The following is a 17,784-nucleotide window of genomic DNA, read 5'->3' on the forward strand; positions in this document are numbered from 1 at the left end:
TAGTTAATTACTTAGCTCTTAGTGTAACACCAACGATAACTCCAAAATCCCCATCAGTTTGCATCCACTCTTTTTCTGGTAGATATGTCCGTGAAACAAATCCATCGAGATATAGCGCATTGTTACAGCCCATTATTTTAAAATAATTAGCAAAATCATAAAAATTTATTTCCTTTTTTGACATTACAAAAATAATATTACCATCGTCTAGAATACCAACACCATTTCTGATATTAATATTTTTTGAACCATGCATAAATCTCGGATGAATCTGTCCGTTAATAATTAACATAGGCCCTGATTGTGTTGCGTATTCAATTTTTTCGTCGCTATTAAAATCTTCCGTTTTGCAGATGACACCCTTATTACCGGTTGTAATATAAAAGACTCCGTTGGGCTTTAAGTAAAAATTTCCATTGCCGCTTGCTGTGTCCAGAGGAACGTTAGTCACTTGGTTTTGAACAAAAAGCCCTACAGCAGTATGATTGGTATTAAACATGCCTGCATTAGTTGCGAAAACAAGTTTTTGCTTCCTGTTCCCAAGCCAAGTTTTTAAATTTCCCAAACTACCAAAAATTTGATTCTTGTCATCTTTCCAGTACAGTCTAACATTTTGTGTTTTTAAATCTACTTCGTAGCTGATAAATTTATCATCATCTGAATTTTTACTTGCAAACGCAAAAAAACCTGCTATTGATAAGCTGATTATTAATGATAAAAAAATAAGTCTGTTTTTATACATATGATATATCAATAAACGTATTGCCACTAAATACCCTAAAACCCCTCCACCGCCTCGCCTAAATCCAGCACCTCCACGCCCGGCAGGGCGGCGGCCAGAATGCTGGCCCCGGCGGCCGAGCGGTAGCCGCCGGCGCAGTGCACCAGCACGGGCTTGTCGGTGGGCACTTCGTGGGCCCGTTCGCGCAGCTCGGGCAGCGGGATGTTGAGGGCGTTGGGAAAGACGGGCGTTTTGGCTTCGGCGTAGTTGCGGATGTCGACGATGGTGAACCGGTCGGGGTGCTGGCGCACGGCGGCCACGTCCACTTCGGGGGCGGTGGCGGGCAGGGCGGCGGGGGCCAGCAGGGTGCCTTTGATGTTGCCCTCGTAGCCGATTTTAGCGGCTTTGCGCACCACGGCGTCTAGTGCGATTTTGGAGTCGGCCAGCAGGTAAAACGGCTCCTGGGGCCCCACGACGGAGCCCAGCCAGGTTTCGAACTTGCCGCCGTCCTGCAGGTTGAGGGAGCCCGCCAGGTGGCCGGCGCGGAACTGGGCGGCGGGGCGCGTGTCAATCAGCAGCACGCCGGGGGCCAGGGCCGCGCCGGGGGCCAGGTGCGGCACGGCGCGCACGCTGTCTTCGTAGCCTTTGGCCCCCAGCTTGTTGAGCCGCACGCCGTGGCCGAAGTACTTGGGCGCGAAAGGCTGGTCGGCGAGCAGGGCCCGCACAAACTCGGGCTCCGACATGGGCTGGAGGGCGTAGTTGGTGGCCAGTTCCTTGGCGATGGTGCTGTCGAGGTCGGGGCTGGTGGTTTTGCCGCAGAGGCTGCCGGGGCCGTGGGCCGGATACACCCGGGTGGCGCCGGGCAGCGTCATCAGCTTGCGGCGGGTGCTGTGGTAGAGCTGGGCGGCGAGGCCCTCGCGGGTGTGGCCGCCCACGGCGGCGTCCTCGCGCAGGTCGGGCCGGCCCACGTCGCCCACAAACAGGGTGTCGCCGGTGAACACGGCGCGGGTCTGGGCCAAGTCGTCCAGCAGCAGCACGCTGATGCTGTCGGGCGAGTGGCCAGGGGTGTTGAGGGCGTGCAGCTCCACGGTGCCCACTTTCAGCCGGTCGCCGTCGTCGAAATTCCGGTGCGGGTACTGGGCCCCCAGCAGCTTGCTACAGTAGATGGCGGCCCCGGTTTCCTCGGCAATTTCCAGGTGCGACGAGATGAAATCGGCGTGCGGGTGGGTCTCAATCACGGCGATGATGGTGGCCTCGTGCTCGTCGGCGAAGTCGTAGTAGGGCTGGGGGTCGCGGCCGGGGTCGATGAGGGCCACTTGGCGGCCGCTGCGCACGGCGTAGCTGGCGTGGGCCAGGCCCTTGTCGTAAAACTGCTGAATTTGCACGGCCGGGGCCGCGCCGCTACTGGGCAAGGGAGGCATTTGGGGAATGTTTTGGGGTGTTGAGGGCTGAATTTTGAGCGCTTGGGGAAGAATCCGGCTGCTCAATTTAGACTCCATCAAGTTAGCCAAATATAAAGTGCCTTGCCCTAAACCGGCCGGCGACCGGGGCCCCGGCTGGCCCCAACGCAAAAAAGCCCCGGCCAGGGGGCCAGGGCTTTTACCTAATGCGCGGTGGAATAACGTCGGCACTAGTTGCTGGGGGCCATGCCCACGCGCTGCTGGCGCTTGGCCTGCGCGTCGGCGCGGTGCTGCTGCTCCAGGGCGGTGAACTGACTGTACTGGTCGGGGGTAAGGATGGTCCGCACCTGGGCTTCGTACTGGGCGTGGTTAGCTTGCATGGCCCGGTGCATGGTCCGGCGGTCGGCGGGGCCCCCGGGGGCGGTGCTGGTCATGGCCTGGCGCTCGGCGAGCAGGGCGGCCTGGAGGCGGCTCTGCTGGTCGGCGCTGAGGCCGAGCTGCCGGGCCAGCTTTTGGGAACGGCGGCCGGCCATTTGTTCCGGCGGCACCATCCGGCGGGGGCTTTGCAGGGCCGTGGGCGGGCCGGCGGGGGCCGGGTCGGCCGCAGCCGCCGGAGGCGGGGTGGTTTGGGCAAGCGCGCCGGTGGCGGCCAGGGCCAGGGCGGTGAACAGGGCGAGGGACTTTTTCATGGCGGTTGGTAGCGGAATGAATGCGAGTGGGTTGGAGCGCGTCCGGCGCGTCCGGTTTAAGCGGCGGCGTCCAATACTTTGCAAGCAAGGTGCCAGAAATTAGGGGCAGGCCCGGAAATGCTGCCTATATTTCGGGCTCTGGGTCGTGCGTAGGCGCGGCGGTTTGGCGCGTGTCTTTCCTCTCTTTTTCACTTCTTTTCTAAAATATGGCCAATATTTTCGCCAAAAAACCGCTGGCCGTGCTCCTGGGCGAGGCCAACTCCACCGGGCACGGCACCCTGCAACGGACGTTGGGCGCGGGCAACCTCGTGGCGCTGGGCGTGGGGGCCATCATCGGGGCGGGCCTGTTCGTGCGCACCGCCGCCGCCGCTGCCCAGGCGTCGGGGCCCGGCGTCACGCTGGCCTTCACGCTGGCGGCCTTCGGGTGCGTGTTCGCGGGCCTGTGCTACGCCGAGTTCGCGGCCATGATTCCCATTGCCGGCTCGGCCTACACTTACGCCTACACCACGATGGGCGAGTTCGTGGCCTGGGTCATCGGCTGGGCCCTCATCATGGAGTACGCCCTGGGCGCGGCCACCGTCAGCATTGCCTGGAGCGAGTATTTGAACAAGCTCCTGGAGGTCTTCGGCACCAGTATTCCGTACAATTTAAGCCATTCGCCCTTCGAGCACGCCGTGGTGAACGGCGTCGCCCAGCACGGCCTCATCAACCTGCCGGCCCTGCTCGTCATCGTGGCCCTGAGCCTGCTGCTGGTGAAGGGCACCCAGGAGTCGGCGCTGTTCAACGCCGTGGTAGTGGTGCTGAAGGTGCTGATCGTCATCGTGTTCATTGCCATCGGCTGGCAGTTCATCAACCCCGCCAACCACACGCCCTACCTCATTCCGGCCGATGCCGTGGTGAAAAACTCGGCCGGCGAAGTGGTGCGGACCTACGAAGGGTTCTTTAAGCACGGCCTGGGCGGCATCATCGGCGGCGCGGGCATCGTGTTCTTCGCCTTCATCGGCTTCGACGCCGTGAGCACGGCCGCGCAGGAAGCCAAAAACCCCAAGCGCGACATGCCCATCGGCATTCTGGGCTCGCTGGCCATTTGCACTATTTTGTACATCATGTTCGGGCACGTGCTGACGGGCGTGGCCAACTGGCGCGAATTTGCCGACCCGGCCCTGGGCGGCGAGGCCTCGGTGGCCTACGCCATCCGGGCCCACATGCCCGGCTACAGCTGGCTGGCCACGGCCGTCACGGTGGGCATTCTGCTGGGCTTCACCTCGGTTATCCTGGTGATGCTCATGGGCCAGAGCCGGGTGTTTTTCTCGATGGCCAAGGACGGCCTCATGCCCAAGGCCTTCTCCGAGCTGCACCCCCGGTTCAACACGCCCTACAAGTCCAACCTGATGCTGATGGTGTTCGTGGGCCTGTTCGCGGCCTTCGTGCCCGGCTCGCTGGCCGGCGACCTCACCTCGTTTGGCACCCTGCTGGCCTTCGTGCTCGTGAGCCTGGGCGTGTGGATTATGCGCCGCTCCGACCCCGCGCAGCCCCGGCCGTTCCGGGCCCCGCTCTCCACGCCCAGCTTCCCGCTGGTGCCCATCATGGGCGCCGTGGTGTGCACGCTGCTGATCGTGGGCCTCGACCTTTTCACGCTGGAAGTGGCCGTGGGCTGGATGCTGCTCGGCTTCGTGGTGTACTTCCTCTACGGCAAGCGCAACTCCAAGCTCCAGCAGGGCATCGTGGTGGTGCCGGAGGAGATGGAGAAGGAAGCCTTCATCAAGCCCGACGCCAACAACCGGTAAGTCCGAACCACGGATTTATCGGATTCGTCGGATGAATCGGATTATTTATGCTTCGCTCCCGGTTTCAACCAAAAAAATCTGCGCTGGCAACAGCACACAAAAAAACCGCTCTTTTGGAGCGGTTTTTTTGTGTTCGGGGCGGGGGCACTTTATTGCGGGGTGTTTGTGAAACCGATGGCAAGTAATTTTTTATTGAATTGGGCGTGGTACGGGCTGCTATGCCTGGGGCTGCTCGGCAGCGGGTGCCGGGCGTGGCACCCGCTGCGGCATACGCCGGTGCGTAAGCATACCACGCGCTACCTGCGGTCGGCGGATGTGGTGGGCGGTACCGAGCTGGATACTGGCCGTTTTGAGGTAGCACAATACACGTATTTTTCCGACGTGCCGCACGTTACGGACAACTGGTACCGACAGGAAGTATTTGTGAAAGCCCGGCAATTGGAGGCCCTGCCAGTGGGGGCGGAGCTGACAGTGCCCAACGCGCTTTTTACGGTGCAGAGCTACGGGCAGGCCACTTGGTATTTCGAGCAGTTTCAGGCAATCGGCGGCAAGCTTACGCGCCTGCCCGCCCCGCCGACCGTGCTACGCCTGCGCCTCGACTTGCATTATACTACCGACAAGCAGCAGGTGAAAACCCTGGTGCGCCGCACCCTGGATTTTCCGCTTGACCCAACCTATTTGCAGCGAACCCGCCGCGACTACCACGGCCAGTACGACGACCTGCGCCTGGCGCTCAAAGAGCCGGGCAAGGTGCGTACCCTGGACCTGGCAACCTGGGCCATTGATTACCAGAAGCGCAACGGCCAGGAAAGCGGCCCCGACACGCTGTACCGGCACTTGGGCAAGCTGTACAACCTGGAGGAGCTGACCTTGCGGTATAGCAACCTTCAAGCGCTGCCGCCGAAGCTGAACAAGCTGAAGCGCCTGAAAAAACTGGACCTGAGCTATAACCATTTAGCCGACTTTCCAACCGGGCTAAGCGAGTTGGACAGCTTACGGGAGCTGAACCTGGAATGGAACCGCCTCGACAGCATTCCACCCGCCATCGCCCGGCTGCGAAGCCTGCGGGTACTGAATCTGAACGACAATCACCTGGTTCGTTATCCCGAGGCGGTAAACGAGCTCGGCGGGCTGGACAGCCTCTACCTGGGCAATGCCAACCTGCGCCGGTTGCCCGCCGGCATCGGCCGGTTGCGGCAATTGCAAACGTTGGAGCTAAACGGCTTTTGGAACAGCAAGCGCCGCAACCAACTTACTGACCTCGACGCGCTGGAGGCCCTGCCTCTGTTGCGGCGACTAAGCTTGCAGGACAATGCCCTGAAAAAGCTGCCGGCCGCAATCTATAAGCTGCCCAAGCTGGAGGAACTGAATCTGCGCTACAATGGCCTCGATTCAGCGGCGGTGGAAGTCCGGCGGCTGCCAAAAATCCGGAAGCTGGAACTGTAGCCGGAGCCGTCAGTGCCGGGCTACTTTGTTTCCTTCACCTCGCTTTGGAGCTTGAGCACCCGGTCGCCGTTTTCCTGCACGATGACCAGGGCCGGGTCGTCGGCCGAGCCGTTGCGGTGGATTTCGCTGCCTTTGAGGGTGCGTTTGATGGGCTCTTTGTGGACCGATTCGATTTTGCCGGTGGCCGTGCCGGTGCCGTATTTCCAGGATACTTGGGTGCCTTTGCGCATGGGGTAGGAGGGAGAAAGGAAACAATTGAATAATTACTTACTGCCAATGCGGCCCGACCGTTGCAATCCGGGGCCCCGGGCGGTTACTTTTAGGCCGGGCCCCGGCGCGCCCCGGGCCTCCGGGGCCCCCGCCGGGCGTTTTCCTTTTTCCGCACTGCATGAAAAAAACCACTACTTCCTTGCCCGTGCTGGCCGGGTTGCTGCTGGCCGGCGGCACCGCCCTGGCCCAGCCCAGCACCTACCCCCGCAACGGCGTGTACGACCAGCGCCCCGGCCTGTACGCCTTCACCCACGCCACGCTCTACGCCGATTACCAAACCCGCCTGGAGGACGCCACGCTCGTCATCCGCGACGGCAAAATCGAGGCCGTGGGGACCGGGGCGAAGGTGAAAATCCCGGCCGGCGCCGTGGTGCAGGACCTCAAGGGCAAGTTCGTGTACCCCGGCTTCGTGGACGTGTACACGGCCTACGGCGTGCCCGAAACCAAGGCCCCCGAGCGCCGCGGCCGCCGCGACGCGGGGCCCCAGTTCGACTCGCAAAAGGCCGGCGCCTACGACTGGAACCAGGCCGTGCACCCGGAGGTGAACGCTGCCGACCTGTTCAAAGTGAACGCTGAGGCGGCGGCTGCCTACCGGGCCCTGGGCTTCGGGGCGGTGCTCACGCAGCAGGCCGACGGCATCATGCGCGGCACCGGGGCCCTGGTGAGTCTCAACACCGACCGCAAGGAGAACGAGGTGATTTTGCTGGACAAGGCCGCCGCGGCGCTCTCGTTCGACAAGGGCAGCTCGACGCAGGATTACCCCGGCTCGCTGATGGGCAGCATCGCGCTGCTGCGCCAAACCTACCTCGACGCCGCCTGGAACCAGCGCAACCCGCGCCGCGAGCAAAACTTGTCGCTGCAAGCCCTTAAGGCCCAGAAAAGCCTGCCCGCCATCTTCCAGGTGCGTGACAAGCTCTCGGCGCTGCGGGCGGATCGGGTGGGCGACGAGGCCGGCGTGCAGTACATCATCAAGGGCCGCGGCGACGAGTACCAGCGCCTCGACGAGCTGAAGGCCACGGGGGCCACCTTCGTGGTGCCGCTCGATTTCCCCGAGGCCTACAACGTGGAGGACGTGTACGACGCCCGCCGCATTCCGCTCGAAGACCTGAAGCACTGGGAGTTGGCCCCCGCCAACGCCGCCCGCCTGGCCCAGGCCGGCGTACCCTTCGCCCTCACGGCGGCCGACCTCAAGGACAAGAAGAAATTCCTGCCTAACCTGCGCAAAGCCGCCCAGTACGGCCTGAGCGAAACCGCCGCCCTGCGCGCCCTCACCGACACCCCCGCCCGCCTGCTGCGCGCCCAGGACCAGGTAGGGGCCCTGCGCCCGGGCCTGGTGGCCAACTTCGTAGTATGCTCGGCCCACCTGCTGGCCGACGATAACGTGCTGCTCGACAATTGGGTGCAGGGCGAACGGTACCAGCTCAGCACCGTGCCGGCTGACTACCGCGGCGTGTACACGCTGCAAATCGGGCAGCAGCCTGCGGGCAGTTTCCTCATCCAGGGCAAGCCCGAGGCGCCGGAGCTGAAGGTGGTGCCCGCCGCCGGCGATACCATCCGCGCCACGCTGGCCGTGACCAGCGACCTGACCACCATTGTCTTCAACCCGAAGGATAAAATCGGCAAGGGTAAGAAGCCCAGCACCGCGCCCGGGGCCCCCGCGCCCGGCGAAGGCGCCACGCGCCTGAGCGGCTACTACACTCAGGAGGGCCGCACCTTCCAGGGCCAGGGGCTGCTGGCCGATGGCACGCCGGTGAAGTGGACCGCCCGCCGCCAGGAGGAAGCCACCCGCGCCGCCCGCCTCGACACGGCCAAGGCCAAGCCGGCGCCCGCGCTGGGGGCCCTCATGTACCCCTTCGCCGCCTACGGCCGCGCCGCCCTGCCGGCCCAAACTACCACACTCATCAAAAACGCCACGGTGTGGACCAGCGAGACAGCCGGCAAGCTCGAAAACACCGACGTGCTGCTCGAAAACGGCAAAATCAGCCGCGTGGGCAAGAATCTGGCGCTGCCGAAAGGCGGGCGCAGCATCGACGGTACGGGCAAGCACCTGGCGCCGGGCATCATCGACGAGCACTCGCACCTGGCCATTTCGGAGGGCGTGAACGAGGGCACGCAGTCGGTGACGAGCGAGGTGCGGATTGGGGATGTCATTGACCCGGAGGACGTTGGGATTTACCGCGACCTGGCGGGCGGCGTGGTGGCGGCCCAGCTGCTGCACGGCTCGGCCAACCCCATCGGCGGGCAGTCGGCGCTGATAAAGATGCGCTGGGGTGCGAGCGCCGAAGCCATGAAAATCGCGGGGGCCCCGGGCTTCATCAAGTTTGCGCTGGGCGAAAACGTGAAGCAGAGCAACTGGGGCGAACAGAACATCCTGCGTTTCCCGCAAACGCGCATGGGCACCGAGCAGGTGTTCGTGGACGCCTTCACGCGGGCCAAGGAATACGAGCAGGAAATGCTGGCCTACAGCAAGTTGTCGAAGAAAGCGCAGGCCGCCACCGAGGCCCCGCGCCGCGACCTGGAGCTGGAGGCACTGGTGGAAATCCTGCACGACACGCGCCACATCACCTGCCACAGCTACGTGCAGTCGGAAATTAACATGCTGCTGAACGTAGCCGACCGCATGAACTTCAAGGTCAACACCTTCACCCACATTTTGGAGGGCTACAAGGTGGCCGACAAGATGAAGGCCCGCGGCGTCAACGCCAGCACGTTTTCGGACTGGTGGGCCTACAAAAACGAGGTGAAGGACGCCATTCCCTTCAACGCGGCCATCATGACCAAGGAGGGCCTGAACGTGGCCATCAACTCGGACGACGCCGAGATGAGCCGCCGCCTCAACCAGGAAGCCGCCAAATCGGTGAAATACGGCGGCCTGAGCGAGGAGCAGGCCCTGCGCCTGGTCACCATCAACCCCGCCAAAATGCTGCACCTCGACCAGCACATGGGCTCCATCAAAGAAGGCAAGGACGCCGACGTGGTGCTCTGGACCGATAACCCGCTGAGCATCTACGCCAAGCCCGCCTACACCTTCGTGGACGGCCGCGAGCTGTTCAGCCTCGAAAGCGACCTGGCCCTGCGCGCCGACATCGCCCGCGAGCGGGAGCGCCTCGTGCAGCGCATGCTGACCGAGAAGAAGGCCGGGGCCCCCACCCGCCCGCCCGTAGCCAAGGCCAACGGTGCCTGGCACTGCGACACCTTGGGCGAGGAGAAGGACTTGGCGGAGTAGCGGGACCCCCGTTCAGGGGCCCCGTTCTGGGAAACCTCGCCCCCTAGCCCCCTCTCCAAAAAAGAGGGGGGACTAATTCTAGTTCTAGAAACTAAGACTAAAAACTAGTTCCCCCTCTTTTTTGGAGAGGGGGCTAGGGGGTGAGGTTCCTTAAGGCGACCCGCCAGAACGGAGCTGAGGGAGGAATTAAACATCAACATTATAAAAATCAACGCTATGCGTTTTCAATTTACTTTTGCCCTTGCCCTGCTGGGGGCCCTGCCAGCGCTGGCCCAGGTACCCGCCCCCGCGGGGCCCCAGGCCAAGCCAGTACTCATCACCGGGGCCACGCTGCACGTGGGCAACGGCACGGTGGTGCCCAACGCCACCGTGGCCTTTGCCCAGGGCAAGCTGACCTACGCCGGCCCGGCCAGCGGCTTCACGGCCGACAAGGCCGGCTACGACACCGTGGACGGCACCGGCCAGGACCTGTACCCGGGCCTGATTTTGCCCAATACCACGCTGGGCCTCACCGATATTGAGGCCGTGCGGGCCACCGTGGACGAGCAGGAAGTGGGCATCCTCAACCCCAACGTACGCAGCCTCATCGCCTACAATACCGACTCGGATGTGCTGCCCACGCTGCGCGTGAACGGCGTGCTGCTGGCCCAGCCCACACCCCGCGGTGGCCTGCTGACCGGCCAGAGCAGTGTGGTGCAGCTCGACGCTTGGAACTGGCAGGACGCCGTGGTGCGCGCCGACGAAGGCCAGCACCTGAGCTGGCCCCCGCTCGTCATCCGCACCAACCCGGCCGAGGACGCCGCCGCCCTGGAGCGCCGCCAGAAGGCCCGCGAAACGAACCTGCGCGACCTGGAGCAGCTCTTCGGCGAGGCGGCCGCCTACCGCCAGCTGCCCGCCGGCCGCCGCGAAAACCTGCGCCTGACGGCCCTGGCCGGCCTGTTCGACGGTAGCAAAACGCTGTACCTGCACGCCGACTACGGCAAGGAAATCATCGAATCGGTGCGCTTCGCCAAGCGCCTGGGCGTGCAGAAGGTGGCCGTGGTGGGCGGGCGCGACGCCTGGATGGTGCTCGACTTCCTCAAGCAAAACGACGTGGCCGTGGTGGTAAGCCGCCTGCACGCGCTGCCCCGCCGCGACGCCGACGACTACGACCAGCCCTACAAGCTGCCCGCCCAGCTGCAGGCCGCCGGCATCCGCTACTGCCTCGATTACGAGGGCAGCCAGGAGGCCCCCGGGGGCCGCAACCTGGCCTTCATCGCCGGCACGGCCGCCGCGTTCGGCCTCACCAAAGAGCAGGCCCTTACGGCCGTGACCCTGGCCCCGGCCCAGCTCATGGGCATCGACAAGGCCTACGGCTCGCTCGAAACCGGCAAGAGCGCCACCCTCGTGCTCAGCAAAGGCGACCTGCTCGACATGCGCACCAACAACGTCACCTGTGCCTTCATCGACGGCCGCCGCATCAGCCTCGAAACCAAGCAAACGGCCCTCAACCGTAAGTTTTTAACCAAGTACGGCTTGAACTAGCCGGCGGCGTGGGCTTCTGGCGTTCGCGCCGCTCGCCCTTGTCCCGGTGCGGCTCGTTGGGCGACTGCGCCGCGCTGCGGACCCGCAGTGGCCACGCTCCAGGGGTGGGCCGTACTGCCTACTTTTCTTCAAATAAAGCAGGTGCAACCGCGCGAAATGCTGCCCGGTGGGCGTTTCAATCGTTCATAGCGTCTTTTGTGAACGTATTACCAACGCCCGCCGCCCGCCGGCGGGCCCCCGCCCATGCCCCGATTGCTGCCGCTGCTGCTGCTGTTTTGTTCGTTGAACGCCCTGGCCCAGGGCGCGTTTGCGCCCGATGAGCGGGCCTACTACGGCCTGATTGACCGGGGCAGCGGGCGTTGCCTCGATGTAGCCGGGGCCGGGCTGAGCGCCGGCGACGCGGCCGTGCAGTGGGAATTCACGCACGCCAGCAGCCAGCAGTGGCGCTTCGTGCCGGTGAGCGCGGGCAGCGAATACTACCGCATCGAGGCCAAGCACAGCGGCTTGTGCCTCACCGTGGACAAGCCCGGCGAGGCCGTGCCGCTGGTGCAGCGGCCGTTTCAGGGCGGGCTGGGGCAGCAGTGGCGGCTGGTGCCGGCAGGCCCCGTGGGCACCTACCAGCTCGAAAACCACCTCGAAGGCCGCGTGGCCGCCCTGGCCGCCGCCGACAAGTTCAACGGCACGCCCATGCAGGCCCAGAAGTATTCGGGCCGGGCCAGCCAGCAGTGGCACCTGTTCCAACTGCGCCTGAACGTGGCCCCGGGCCCGGGCTTCGGTACCCGCGAGCCCCTGGCCGCGCTGAATTCGAGCGGCAACGAAATCGGCCCGGTGCTGACGCCCGACGGCAAAACGCTGTACTTCGGCCGCACCCGCTTCGCCGGTAACACCGAAGGCAACACCGACACCGGCGACGCCTGGGTGGCCCAAAGCGCCGACCAGGGCAAAACCTGGGGCCCGCCCCAGCGCCTCGACGCGGTGAACACGCCCCAAAACAACGGCGTGCTGGCCGTGGTGGGGGCCCAGGGCCAAACGCTGCTGGTGCGCGGCACCTACGACCGCGAAGGTTTCCGCGACGAGGGCGTGAGCCGGGTGAGCCGCGCCGCCGCCGGGGCCCCCGGGGCCACCCCCAAAACCGTGCGCACCGAAGACGTGGACGTGGCCAACTACTACGCCGCCGTGCCCGCCACGGGCTTTTTCATGACGGCCGACGAAAAAATCCTGCTGCTTTCGCTCGAGCGCGGCGACTCGGAAGGCGGCAACGACCTGTACCTGAGCCGGCCCAACGGCGCGGGCGGCTACACCGCCCCCCAAAGCCTGGGCCCCGTGCTGAATTCACCGGGCTTCGACTTTGCCCCGTGGCTGTCCCCGGACGGCAAAACGCTGTACTTCAGCTCGTACGGCCACATGGGCTACGGCGGGGCCGACGTGTTCGTGAGCCAGCGCCTCGACGATTCCTGGACGCGTTGGAGCACGCCCCAGAACCTGGGCCCCGCCCTGAACGGCCCCGGCTTCGACGCCTACTTCAGCCTCGCGCCCGACGGCCAGACGGCCTACTTCGCCGCCTCGGCCACGGCCAACGCGGCAGCCGACCTTTTCCGGGCCGGCCGCGCGGCCCCTGACACGGCCCGGGTGGCCGCCGGGCCCCCGCCGGTGTCGGAAGCCAACCGGGCCTTCGTGAGCGGGCGGGTGCTCGACGCCCGCAGCCGCCAGCCCGTGCCGGGGGCCACCGTGCGGGCGGTGCTGCTGCCCAACGCCGAGGGCGTGCAGTTCGAAGCCACCGCCCGCACCGATGCGGCGGGCAGCTACACGCTGAGCGTGCTGGCCGGGCGCTACCACGTGGCGGGGGCCAGCGGCCTGCTCACCAGCCTCGACACGCTGGCCCTGGCCGGCAATTCGGGCCACGACCTGCTGCTGCGCCCCGCCGCCGTGGGCACCAAGGTGGACTTGCCCACCATCATCTTCGCCCAGGGCCAGGCGGTGCTGCTGGGTACTTCCTACACCGAATTGAACCGCCTGGCCATCGCCCTGCAAGCCGAGTCAGGCATCAAAATCCGCCTCGAAGGCCACACCGATAACGTGGGCCCCGCCGACAAAAACCAGCAGCTCTCCGAAGACCGGGTGGCCGAAGTGAAGCGCTACCTCGTGAAGCGCGGCGTCGACGAGCAGCGCATCAGCACCGTGGGCTACGGCGGCTCGCGCCCCCGCTTTGCCAACGACCGCGAAGAAACCCGCCGCCTGAACCGCCGCGTGGAGTTGGTAATTGTGAAGTAGGTCCCTAAGCTGTTAGCTCTTGTTAAGAAGGCGTTCAAAGTGCCAAACGAGAGCTAACGACTAATAGCTGGTAGCTAACAGCTTATAAAGTTACTTGCCCGTTACCTTGAACTCGGTGCGGCGGTTGAGCTGGCGGCCGGCCTTGGTGGTATTAGGGGCCACGGGCTTGGTATCGCCGTAGCCGGCGGCGGCCAGGCGGTCGGCGGCGATGCCGTGCTGGGTGAGGTAGGCCACCACGGCCTGGGCGCGGCGCTGGCTCAGGTCGCGGTTGGCGGCGGGCTTGCCTACGTTGTCGGTGTGGCCGGCCATTTCGAGCTTCACGGTGGGCTGCTCGGCCAACAGCTTGCGCAGGCGCTCCAGTTCGGCGGTGCTTTCGGACCGCAAAATGGCCTTGCCGGTGTCGAAGAAGATGTTGTTCAGGACGATGACGACGCCGATTTCCAGTTTTTTCAGCGGGATGTCTTTGACCACTTCCGCGTAGGTGGCGTCGGTGGGCAGGTCGAAGTTCTCGGAGTGGAACAGGTAGCCGTCCTGGCGCACCACGATGCCGTAGTTGGTGCCCGAGGGCAGGCTCACGAGGTACTTGCCCGAGGTGGCGTTGCTGTGAAATGTGGCAATGACCTGATTCAATTTATTGTCAATCAGGTCAATGCTCGACTCGATGGGCTGCCGGGTGGCGGCGTCGGTCACGGTGCCCTTGAGGATGGTGACGCGGGCCGTGGCCACGGCCACCGGCGGGGCCAGCAGGGTTTGGGCCACCGGCGCCAGGCGCGAGGCCAGCAGCTGGCTTTCCTCGCTCAGCGCCGGGGCCTTTGCGGGGCCCAGGAACGTGACGCGGTACACGTCTTTGCCGCCCTGCCCGCCGGGCCGGTCCGACGAATAGTACCCGTGCCGACCCGAGGCCGAGGTCACGAAAAATACGTCGTCGTCGGGCGTGTTGATGGGCCAGCCCAGGTTTTCGGGCGGGCCCCAGCGCCCGTTCACCAGCGTCGACTTGAAGATGTCGTAGCCGCCCATCGAGTTGTGGCCTTCCGACGAGAAGTACATCGTCTGGCCGTCGGGCATCATGAACACGGCTTCCTCGCCGTAGGGCGTGTTGATGACGGACCCCAGGTTTTCGGCCGGCCCTTTGCCTTCTATCTCGACGCGGTAGATGTCGGGGCCGCCGCGCCCGCCCTCGGGCTTGTCGCTCACGAAGTACAGGTAGCGCCCGTCGGGCGAGTACGTGGCCGACGACTCGTGGGCGTGCGTGTTGATGCGGCTGCCCAGGCGCTGGGGCTTGCCCCAGGCCGTGCCCTTGAGGTTGGATTCCAGCAAGTCGCCGCCGTTTTCGTCGGCGTACACCAGCAGGCGCTGGCCGTCGGGGGCCAGGCCCACGGTGGCGTCGTGGCCCGCCGAGTTCACGGGTGGGCCCAGGTCGGCGGCCGGCCGCCAGCTTTTGCCCTGCCAGGTGGTCTGGTAAATGTCTTCGAAGTAGCCGTCGCCGTTGGGGTCTTTGGGGGCGTTAGGGCCGCTGGGGCGGCGCGAGGTGAAGAGCATGGTGGCCTCGTCGGCCGCCACCACGGGCCCGTAGTCGGCGTAGGCCGAGTTCACTTCCGGCCCGGCGTTGTCCACGAACACGCGCACGGGGTGCTTTTGCAGCTCCTGGCCGTTGCGGCATTCCTGCACGCGCCGCTGGATGTCGGCGGCCGTCACGGTGAGGTCGCCGTCGGCGGCCCGCTTGCCGCCGCCCACCGGGGCGCTGCTCTGGTATTCTTTAATGGCCTCGGCCCACTTGGCGTTCAGGTGCAGCGCGCGGGCCAGCAGGTAATGGGCGCGGGGGTCGGCGGTGGGGGCCAGGGCCAGGGCGTGCTGCAAGTAGGGTAGGGCCAGGGCCTTGGTGCCCGAGTGCAGGTAGCAGTCGCCGATTTTCGTGTTGAGGGCGGCGTTGTCGGGGTTGCGCTGCTGGGCGGCCAGGTAGTGGGGCAGGGCGGCGCCGTAGCGCGGCGGGTCCGACTGGTAAGCGTCGTCGCCGGCTTTCAGCTCGCGCAACGCCTCTTTTAGCGCTTCTTTGTCGCTGCCGAACTTGTCTTTGGTGAACTCCACGCTTTGGGCGTGGGCCGCCGTGGCCAGGGTGCCCGCCAGTAGTACGGACCGGGTAAAAGCGCGTAGCATATAATCAGTCAATTATTTGATAATGAAGTCCATTTAATTAGCATGCAGTGCAGGTGCAGGTGCAGGTGCAGGCAATACCCCGGGGTCCGTCCCGTTGGGGGTACGTGAAGCGCCCCGGGAGGGCCGACGAGATGCGCTAGGCTAGAAATCGCGCCCGCTCCTGCGCCCACTGCCAGTTGTCGGCTACTTGTCGGCGGGAGTTTTGTCGGCGGGCGCTTCGGCAGGGGCTTTGTCGGCGGGGGCTTCCGCGGCGTCGCCCGCGCAGCCAGCGGCGGCGGCGTAGTCGTTGCCCACGGCCAGGCCCAGCGCGGCGGCTTGTCGCCAGTCCTGGCAGGCCTCGTCGGCCTGGCGCAGCATCTCGCGTGCGTGGCCCCGGTTGAGGTAGGCCTCGGCGTACTTCGGGTCGAGACGCAGGGCCTCGGTGGCGTCGGCGGCGGCCTTGTCGTACTGTTCCAGCTTCAGCTCGGCGGCGGCGCGGTTGTTCCAGGCGTAGGCGTACCGGGCGTCGAGGGCCACGGCGCGGTCGAAGTCGGCCACGGCCCCGGCGTAGTCCTTGTTTTCGAAGCGGGCGTTGCCGCGGTTGGTGTAGGCCAGGGGGTTGTCGGTTTTCTGGGCCAGGTAGGCGTCGTAGTCGCGCAGGGCGTCGGGCAGGTGGTCGGTGCGGCGCTCGGCGGCGGCGCGGTTCAGCAGCGCGGGCAGCAGGGCCGGCTGCAGGGCCAGGGCCTTCGTGTAGTCGGGCACGGCGGCGGCGTAGTTGCCCAGGCGCAGGTTGGTGCTGGCGCGGTCGTGGTAGGCGTAGGCGTAGTTGGGGTCGGCCTTCACCGCGCCGTCGAAGTCGTCGCGGGCGGCCTGGTATTCGCCCTGCTCGAAGCGCAGCACGCCGCGGTTGTACCACGCCGGGGCGTAGGCGGGGTTGGCCTGGAGGGCCGCGCCGTAGTCGGCCGCCGCTTCGGGGCCCTGGCCGGCCGCTTCGTGGGCCTGGCCCCGGCCAAAGTAGTGGGCGTAGGCCCCCGGCTCCAGCTTCAGGGCCTGGTCGTAGTCGGCCACGGCGGCGGGGTAGTTTTTGAGGGCCAGGCGGGTAGCGGCGCGGTTGGCGTAGGCGGGCGCAAAGTCGGGCTTGGCCGCCACCGCCTGGTTAAAACTCGCCAGCGCGGCGGGGTAGTTTTGGGCCGTGTAGCTGGCCAGGCCGGCATTATAGGCTTTTTCGGCCACTTGCCGGCCGGGCAACGTGCTGGCCCGCACGCTGTCTACTTGGGCCCGGGCGGGGGCGGCGGCCAGCAGCCCCGCGCAGAGGCCCCAAACGATTAAAGCAGAATAGTGCGGCATACCGGGTAGGAATAGGATAAAAGGAAGCGTTAACTACGCCGCGAAGGTAAGGACGATTATCTATTTGCACATTTTAAATATTTATAAGATTTAAACAAGATTTTTTATTGGCATTTAATAGATGGGTTTATCCCTGAATGCAACAAACGGCCAGCGGTTGCTTGCCCAGAAGACCCGGCAGCCCAGGTGTTTCGACCAGTTCATCACAGCGGCAGCCATGCTTTGGCAGACCCAGTATGGCAGTTTTCTTTATTGGTCCGGCGCAGTTTCAGGGCCGGCCAGGCACCACCTGTAGGGAAACTCGAGTCTGCATCCGCTGTGTAAGACGGGTAGCTTTTAAGCCCTTCGTTCAGTTTGAGGGCAGGCGTTGCGGGAAGTCGCCAACCGGGGCCTGGCATGGGGGCCCGACCGAAACAATAATCGATTGGGTGTTTCCTCGCAGTTATCCCGCGCCCTTTTTTTATACGCCGTTTGGCAAACCGAAACCGTTTTCGCTACCTTTAGCCGGCTACGAAGTTTTATTATATTCCGCAGCTATCATTATGGAATTATTGACGAAAGCTAACGAAATAATATCATTTACAAACGCCGCGGGGCAGCTGTATTATCACCCGGCGGGCCACGTGCGCCTGGCCTGGGCCCCGGGCCGCGTGCCGCTCGAAGCGGTGCAGGACTACTACGAAAAAGTGCTGGCCGTGCTACTTACCACCGGGGCCCGCAAAATCCTGTCCGAGCATGGGCAACGGGCCCCGCTGCTGCCGGCGGCGCAGCAGTGGCTCACCCAAAATTGGATTCCGCGGGCCGTGGCCCAGGCCAATGCCCGCCACTGCGCCATCGTGGAAGGGGCCGACCCGGTGCACCGCCTGGCCACCGAAACGGTGGTAGCGGGGGCCCCCGGCGGGTTCGAATTCAAACGCTTTGCCGCCCGGGCCGAGGCCGAGGCCTGGCTGGCCGGCCTCAAGCGTTAGCG

12 protein-coding genes are annotated in these 17,784 nt (G+C 64.7%); 6 read left to right on the top strand and 6 right to left on the bottom strand.

Annotation, left to right across the window (positions count from 1 at the left end):
• Window positions 1-7: 7 nt before the first annotated feature.
• The 3 genes from HNP98_RS01570 to HNP98_RS01580 form a co-directional block, all read right to left on the bottom strand.
• Window positions 8-742, bottom strand: a complete 735-nt coding sequence (locus HNP98_RS01570; RefSeq protein ID WP_173808285.1) for a phosphodiester glycosidase family protein — start codon at window positions 740-742, stop codon at window positions 8-10.
• A gap of 35 nt (window positions 743-777) precedes the next feature.
• A complete protein-coding gene (locus HNP98_RS01575) occupies window positions 778-2,142 on the bottom strand; it encodes an MBL fold metallo-hydrolase (protein WP_217425609.1) in 1,365 nt (454 codons plus the stop codon).
• 209 nt (window positions 2,143-2,351) lie between these two features.
• Complete coding sequence (locus tag HNP98_RS01580; protein ID WP_173808286.1) at window positions 2,352-2,810, bottom strand: hypothetical protein; 459 nt, start codon at window positions 2,808-2,810, stop codon at window positions 2,352-2,354.
• Between the two features lie 206 nt (window positions 2,811-3,016).
• Between HNP98_RS01580 and HNP98_RS01585 the strand changes: the two genes are divergently transcribed.
• Window positions 3,017-4,597 carry an amino acid permease gene (locus tag HNP98_RS01585; RefSeq protein ID WP_173808287.1) on the top strand — a complete coding sequence of 527 codons (1,581 nt, stop codon included), beginning with the start codon at window positions 3,017-3,019 and terminating at the stop codon, window positions 4,595-4,597.
• Between the two features lie 276 nt (window positions 4,598-4,873).
• Window positions 4,874-6,043 (top strand): leucine-rich repeat domain-containing protein, encoded by a 1,170-nt coding sequence (locus HNP98_RS01590; protein ID WP_173808288.1) that lies wholly within the window; start codon window positions 4,874-4,876, stop codon window positions 6,041-6,043.
• A 20-nt stretch (window positions 6,044-6,063) separates the two neighbouring features.
• Here the strand turns inward: HNP98_RS01590 and HNP98_RS01595 are convergent, their stop codons facing one another.
• Entirely contained in the window at window positions 6,064-6,273 is a 210-nt protein-coding gene (locus tag HNP98_RS01595; RefSeq protein ID WP_173808289.1) for a hypervirulence associated TUDOR domain-containing protein, read from the bottom strand.
• 158 nt (window positions 6,274-6,431) lie between these two features.
• On the opposite strand from HNP98_RS01595, the gene HNP98_RS01600 reads away from it, so the two are divergent.
• The 3 genes from HNP98_RS01600 (at window position 6,432) to HNP98_RS01610 (ending at window position 13,334) form a co-directional block, all read left to right on the top strand.
• Entirely contained in the window at window positions 6,432-9,539 is a 3,108-nt protein-coding gene (locus HNP98_RS01600) for an amidohydrolase family protein (RefSeq protein WP_173808290.1), read from the top strand.
• A 216-nt stretch (window positions 9,540-9,755) separates the two neighbouring features.
• Window positions 9,756-11,063 (top strand): amidohydrolase family protein, encoded by a 1,308-nt coding sequence (locus HNP98_RS01605; protein ID WP_217425610.1) that lies wholly within the window; start codon window positions 9,756-9,758, stop codon window positions 11,061-11,063.
• A 243-nt stretch (window positions 11,064-11,306) separates the two neighbouring features.
• On the top strand, window positions 11,307-13,334 hold the full coding sequence (locus HNP98_RS01610) for an RICIN domain-containing protein (RefSeq protein WP_173808291.1): 2,028 nt from the start codon (window positions 11,307-11,309) through the stop codon (window positions 13,332-13,334).
• A gap of 90 nt (window positions 13,335-13,424) precedes the next feature.
• Here the strand turns inward: HNP98_RS01610 and HNP98_RS01615 are convergent, their stop codons facing one another.
• The gene (locus tag HNP98_RS01615) at window positions 13,425-15,488 is read right to left on the bottom strand and encodes an OmpA family protein (protein WP_173808292.1); all 2,064 of its coding nucleotides are present in this window, start codon (window positions 15,486-15,488) and stop codon (window positions 13,425-13,427) included.
• A gap of 183 nt (window positions 15,489-15,671) precedes the next feature.
• Window positions 15,672-16,814: a tetratricopeptide repeat protein gene (locus tag HNP98_RS01620; RefSeq protein WP_173808293.1), complete on the bottom strand. Its 1,143-nt coding sequence runs from the start codon at window positions 16,812-16,814 to the stop codon at window positions 15,672-15,674.
• A 542-nt stretch (window positions 16,815-17,356) separates the two neighbouring features.
• On the opposite strand from HNP98_RS01620, the gene HNP98_RS01625 reads away from it, so the two are divergent.
• Window positions 17,357-17,782 carry a hypothetical protein gene (locus tag HNP98_RS01625; protein WP_173808294.1) on the top strand — a complete coding sequence of 142 codons (426 nt, stop codon included), beginning with the start codon at window positions 17,357-17,359 and terminating at the stop codon, window positions 17,780-17,782.
• Window positions 17,783-17,784 lie beyond the last annotated feature (2 nt).

The sequence above is a fragment of the Hymenobacter caeli genome, assembly GCF_013294115.1.
Taxonomy (GTDB): Bacteria; Bacteroidota; Bacteroidia; order Cytophagales; family Hymenobacteraceae; genus Hymenobacter; species Hymenobacter caeli.

Coding starts and splice junctions, on each gene's coding strand:
- HNP98_RS01570 (WP_173808285.1), bottom strand. CDS start 742: ATGTATAAAAACAGACTTATTTTTTTATCATTAATAATCAGCTTATCA.
- HNP98_RS01575 (WP_217425609.1), bottom strand. CDS start 2,142: ATGCCTCCCTTGCCCAGTAGCGGCGCGGCCCCGGCCGTGCAAATTCAG.
- HNP98_RS01580 (WP_173808286.1), bottom strand. CDS start 2,810: ATGAAAAAGTCCCTCGCCCTGTTCACCGCCCTGGCCCTGGCCGCCACC.
- HNP98_RS01585 (WP_173808287.1), top strand. CDS start 3,017: ATGGCCAATATTTTCGCCAAAAAACCGCTGGCCGTGCTCCTGGGCGAG.
- HNP98_RS01595 (WP_173808289.1), bottom strand. CDS start 6,273: ATGCGCAAAGGCACCCAAGTATCCTGGAAATACGGCACCGGCACGGCC.
- HNP98_RS01600 (WP_173808290.1), top strand. CDS start 6,432: ATGAAAAAAACCACTACTTCCTTGCCCGTGCTGGCCGGGTTGCTGCTG.
- HNP98_RS01605 (WP_217425610.1), top strand. CDS start 9,756: ATGCGTTTTCAATTTACTTTTGCCCTTGCCCTGCTGGGGGCCCTGCCA.
- HNP98_RS01610 (WP_173808291.1), top strand. CDS start 11,307: ATGCCCCGATTGCTGCCGCTGCTGCTGCTGTTTTGTTCGTTGAACGCC.
- HNP98_RS01615 (WP_173808292.1), bottom strand. CDS start 15,488: ATGCTACGCGCTTTTACCCGGTCCGTACTACTGGCGGGCACCCTGGCC.
- HNP98_RS01620 (WP_173808293.1), bottom strand. CDS start 16,814: ATGCCGCACTATTCTGCTTTAATCGTTTGGGGCCTCTGCGCGGGGCTG.
- HNP98_RS01625 (WP_173808294.1), top strand. CDS start 17,357: ATGGAATTATTGACGAAAGCTAACGAAATAATATCATTTACAAACGCC.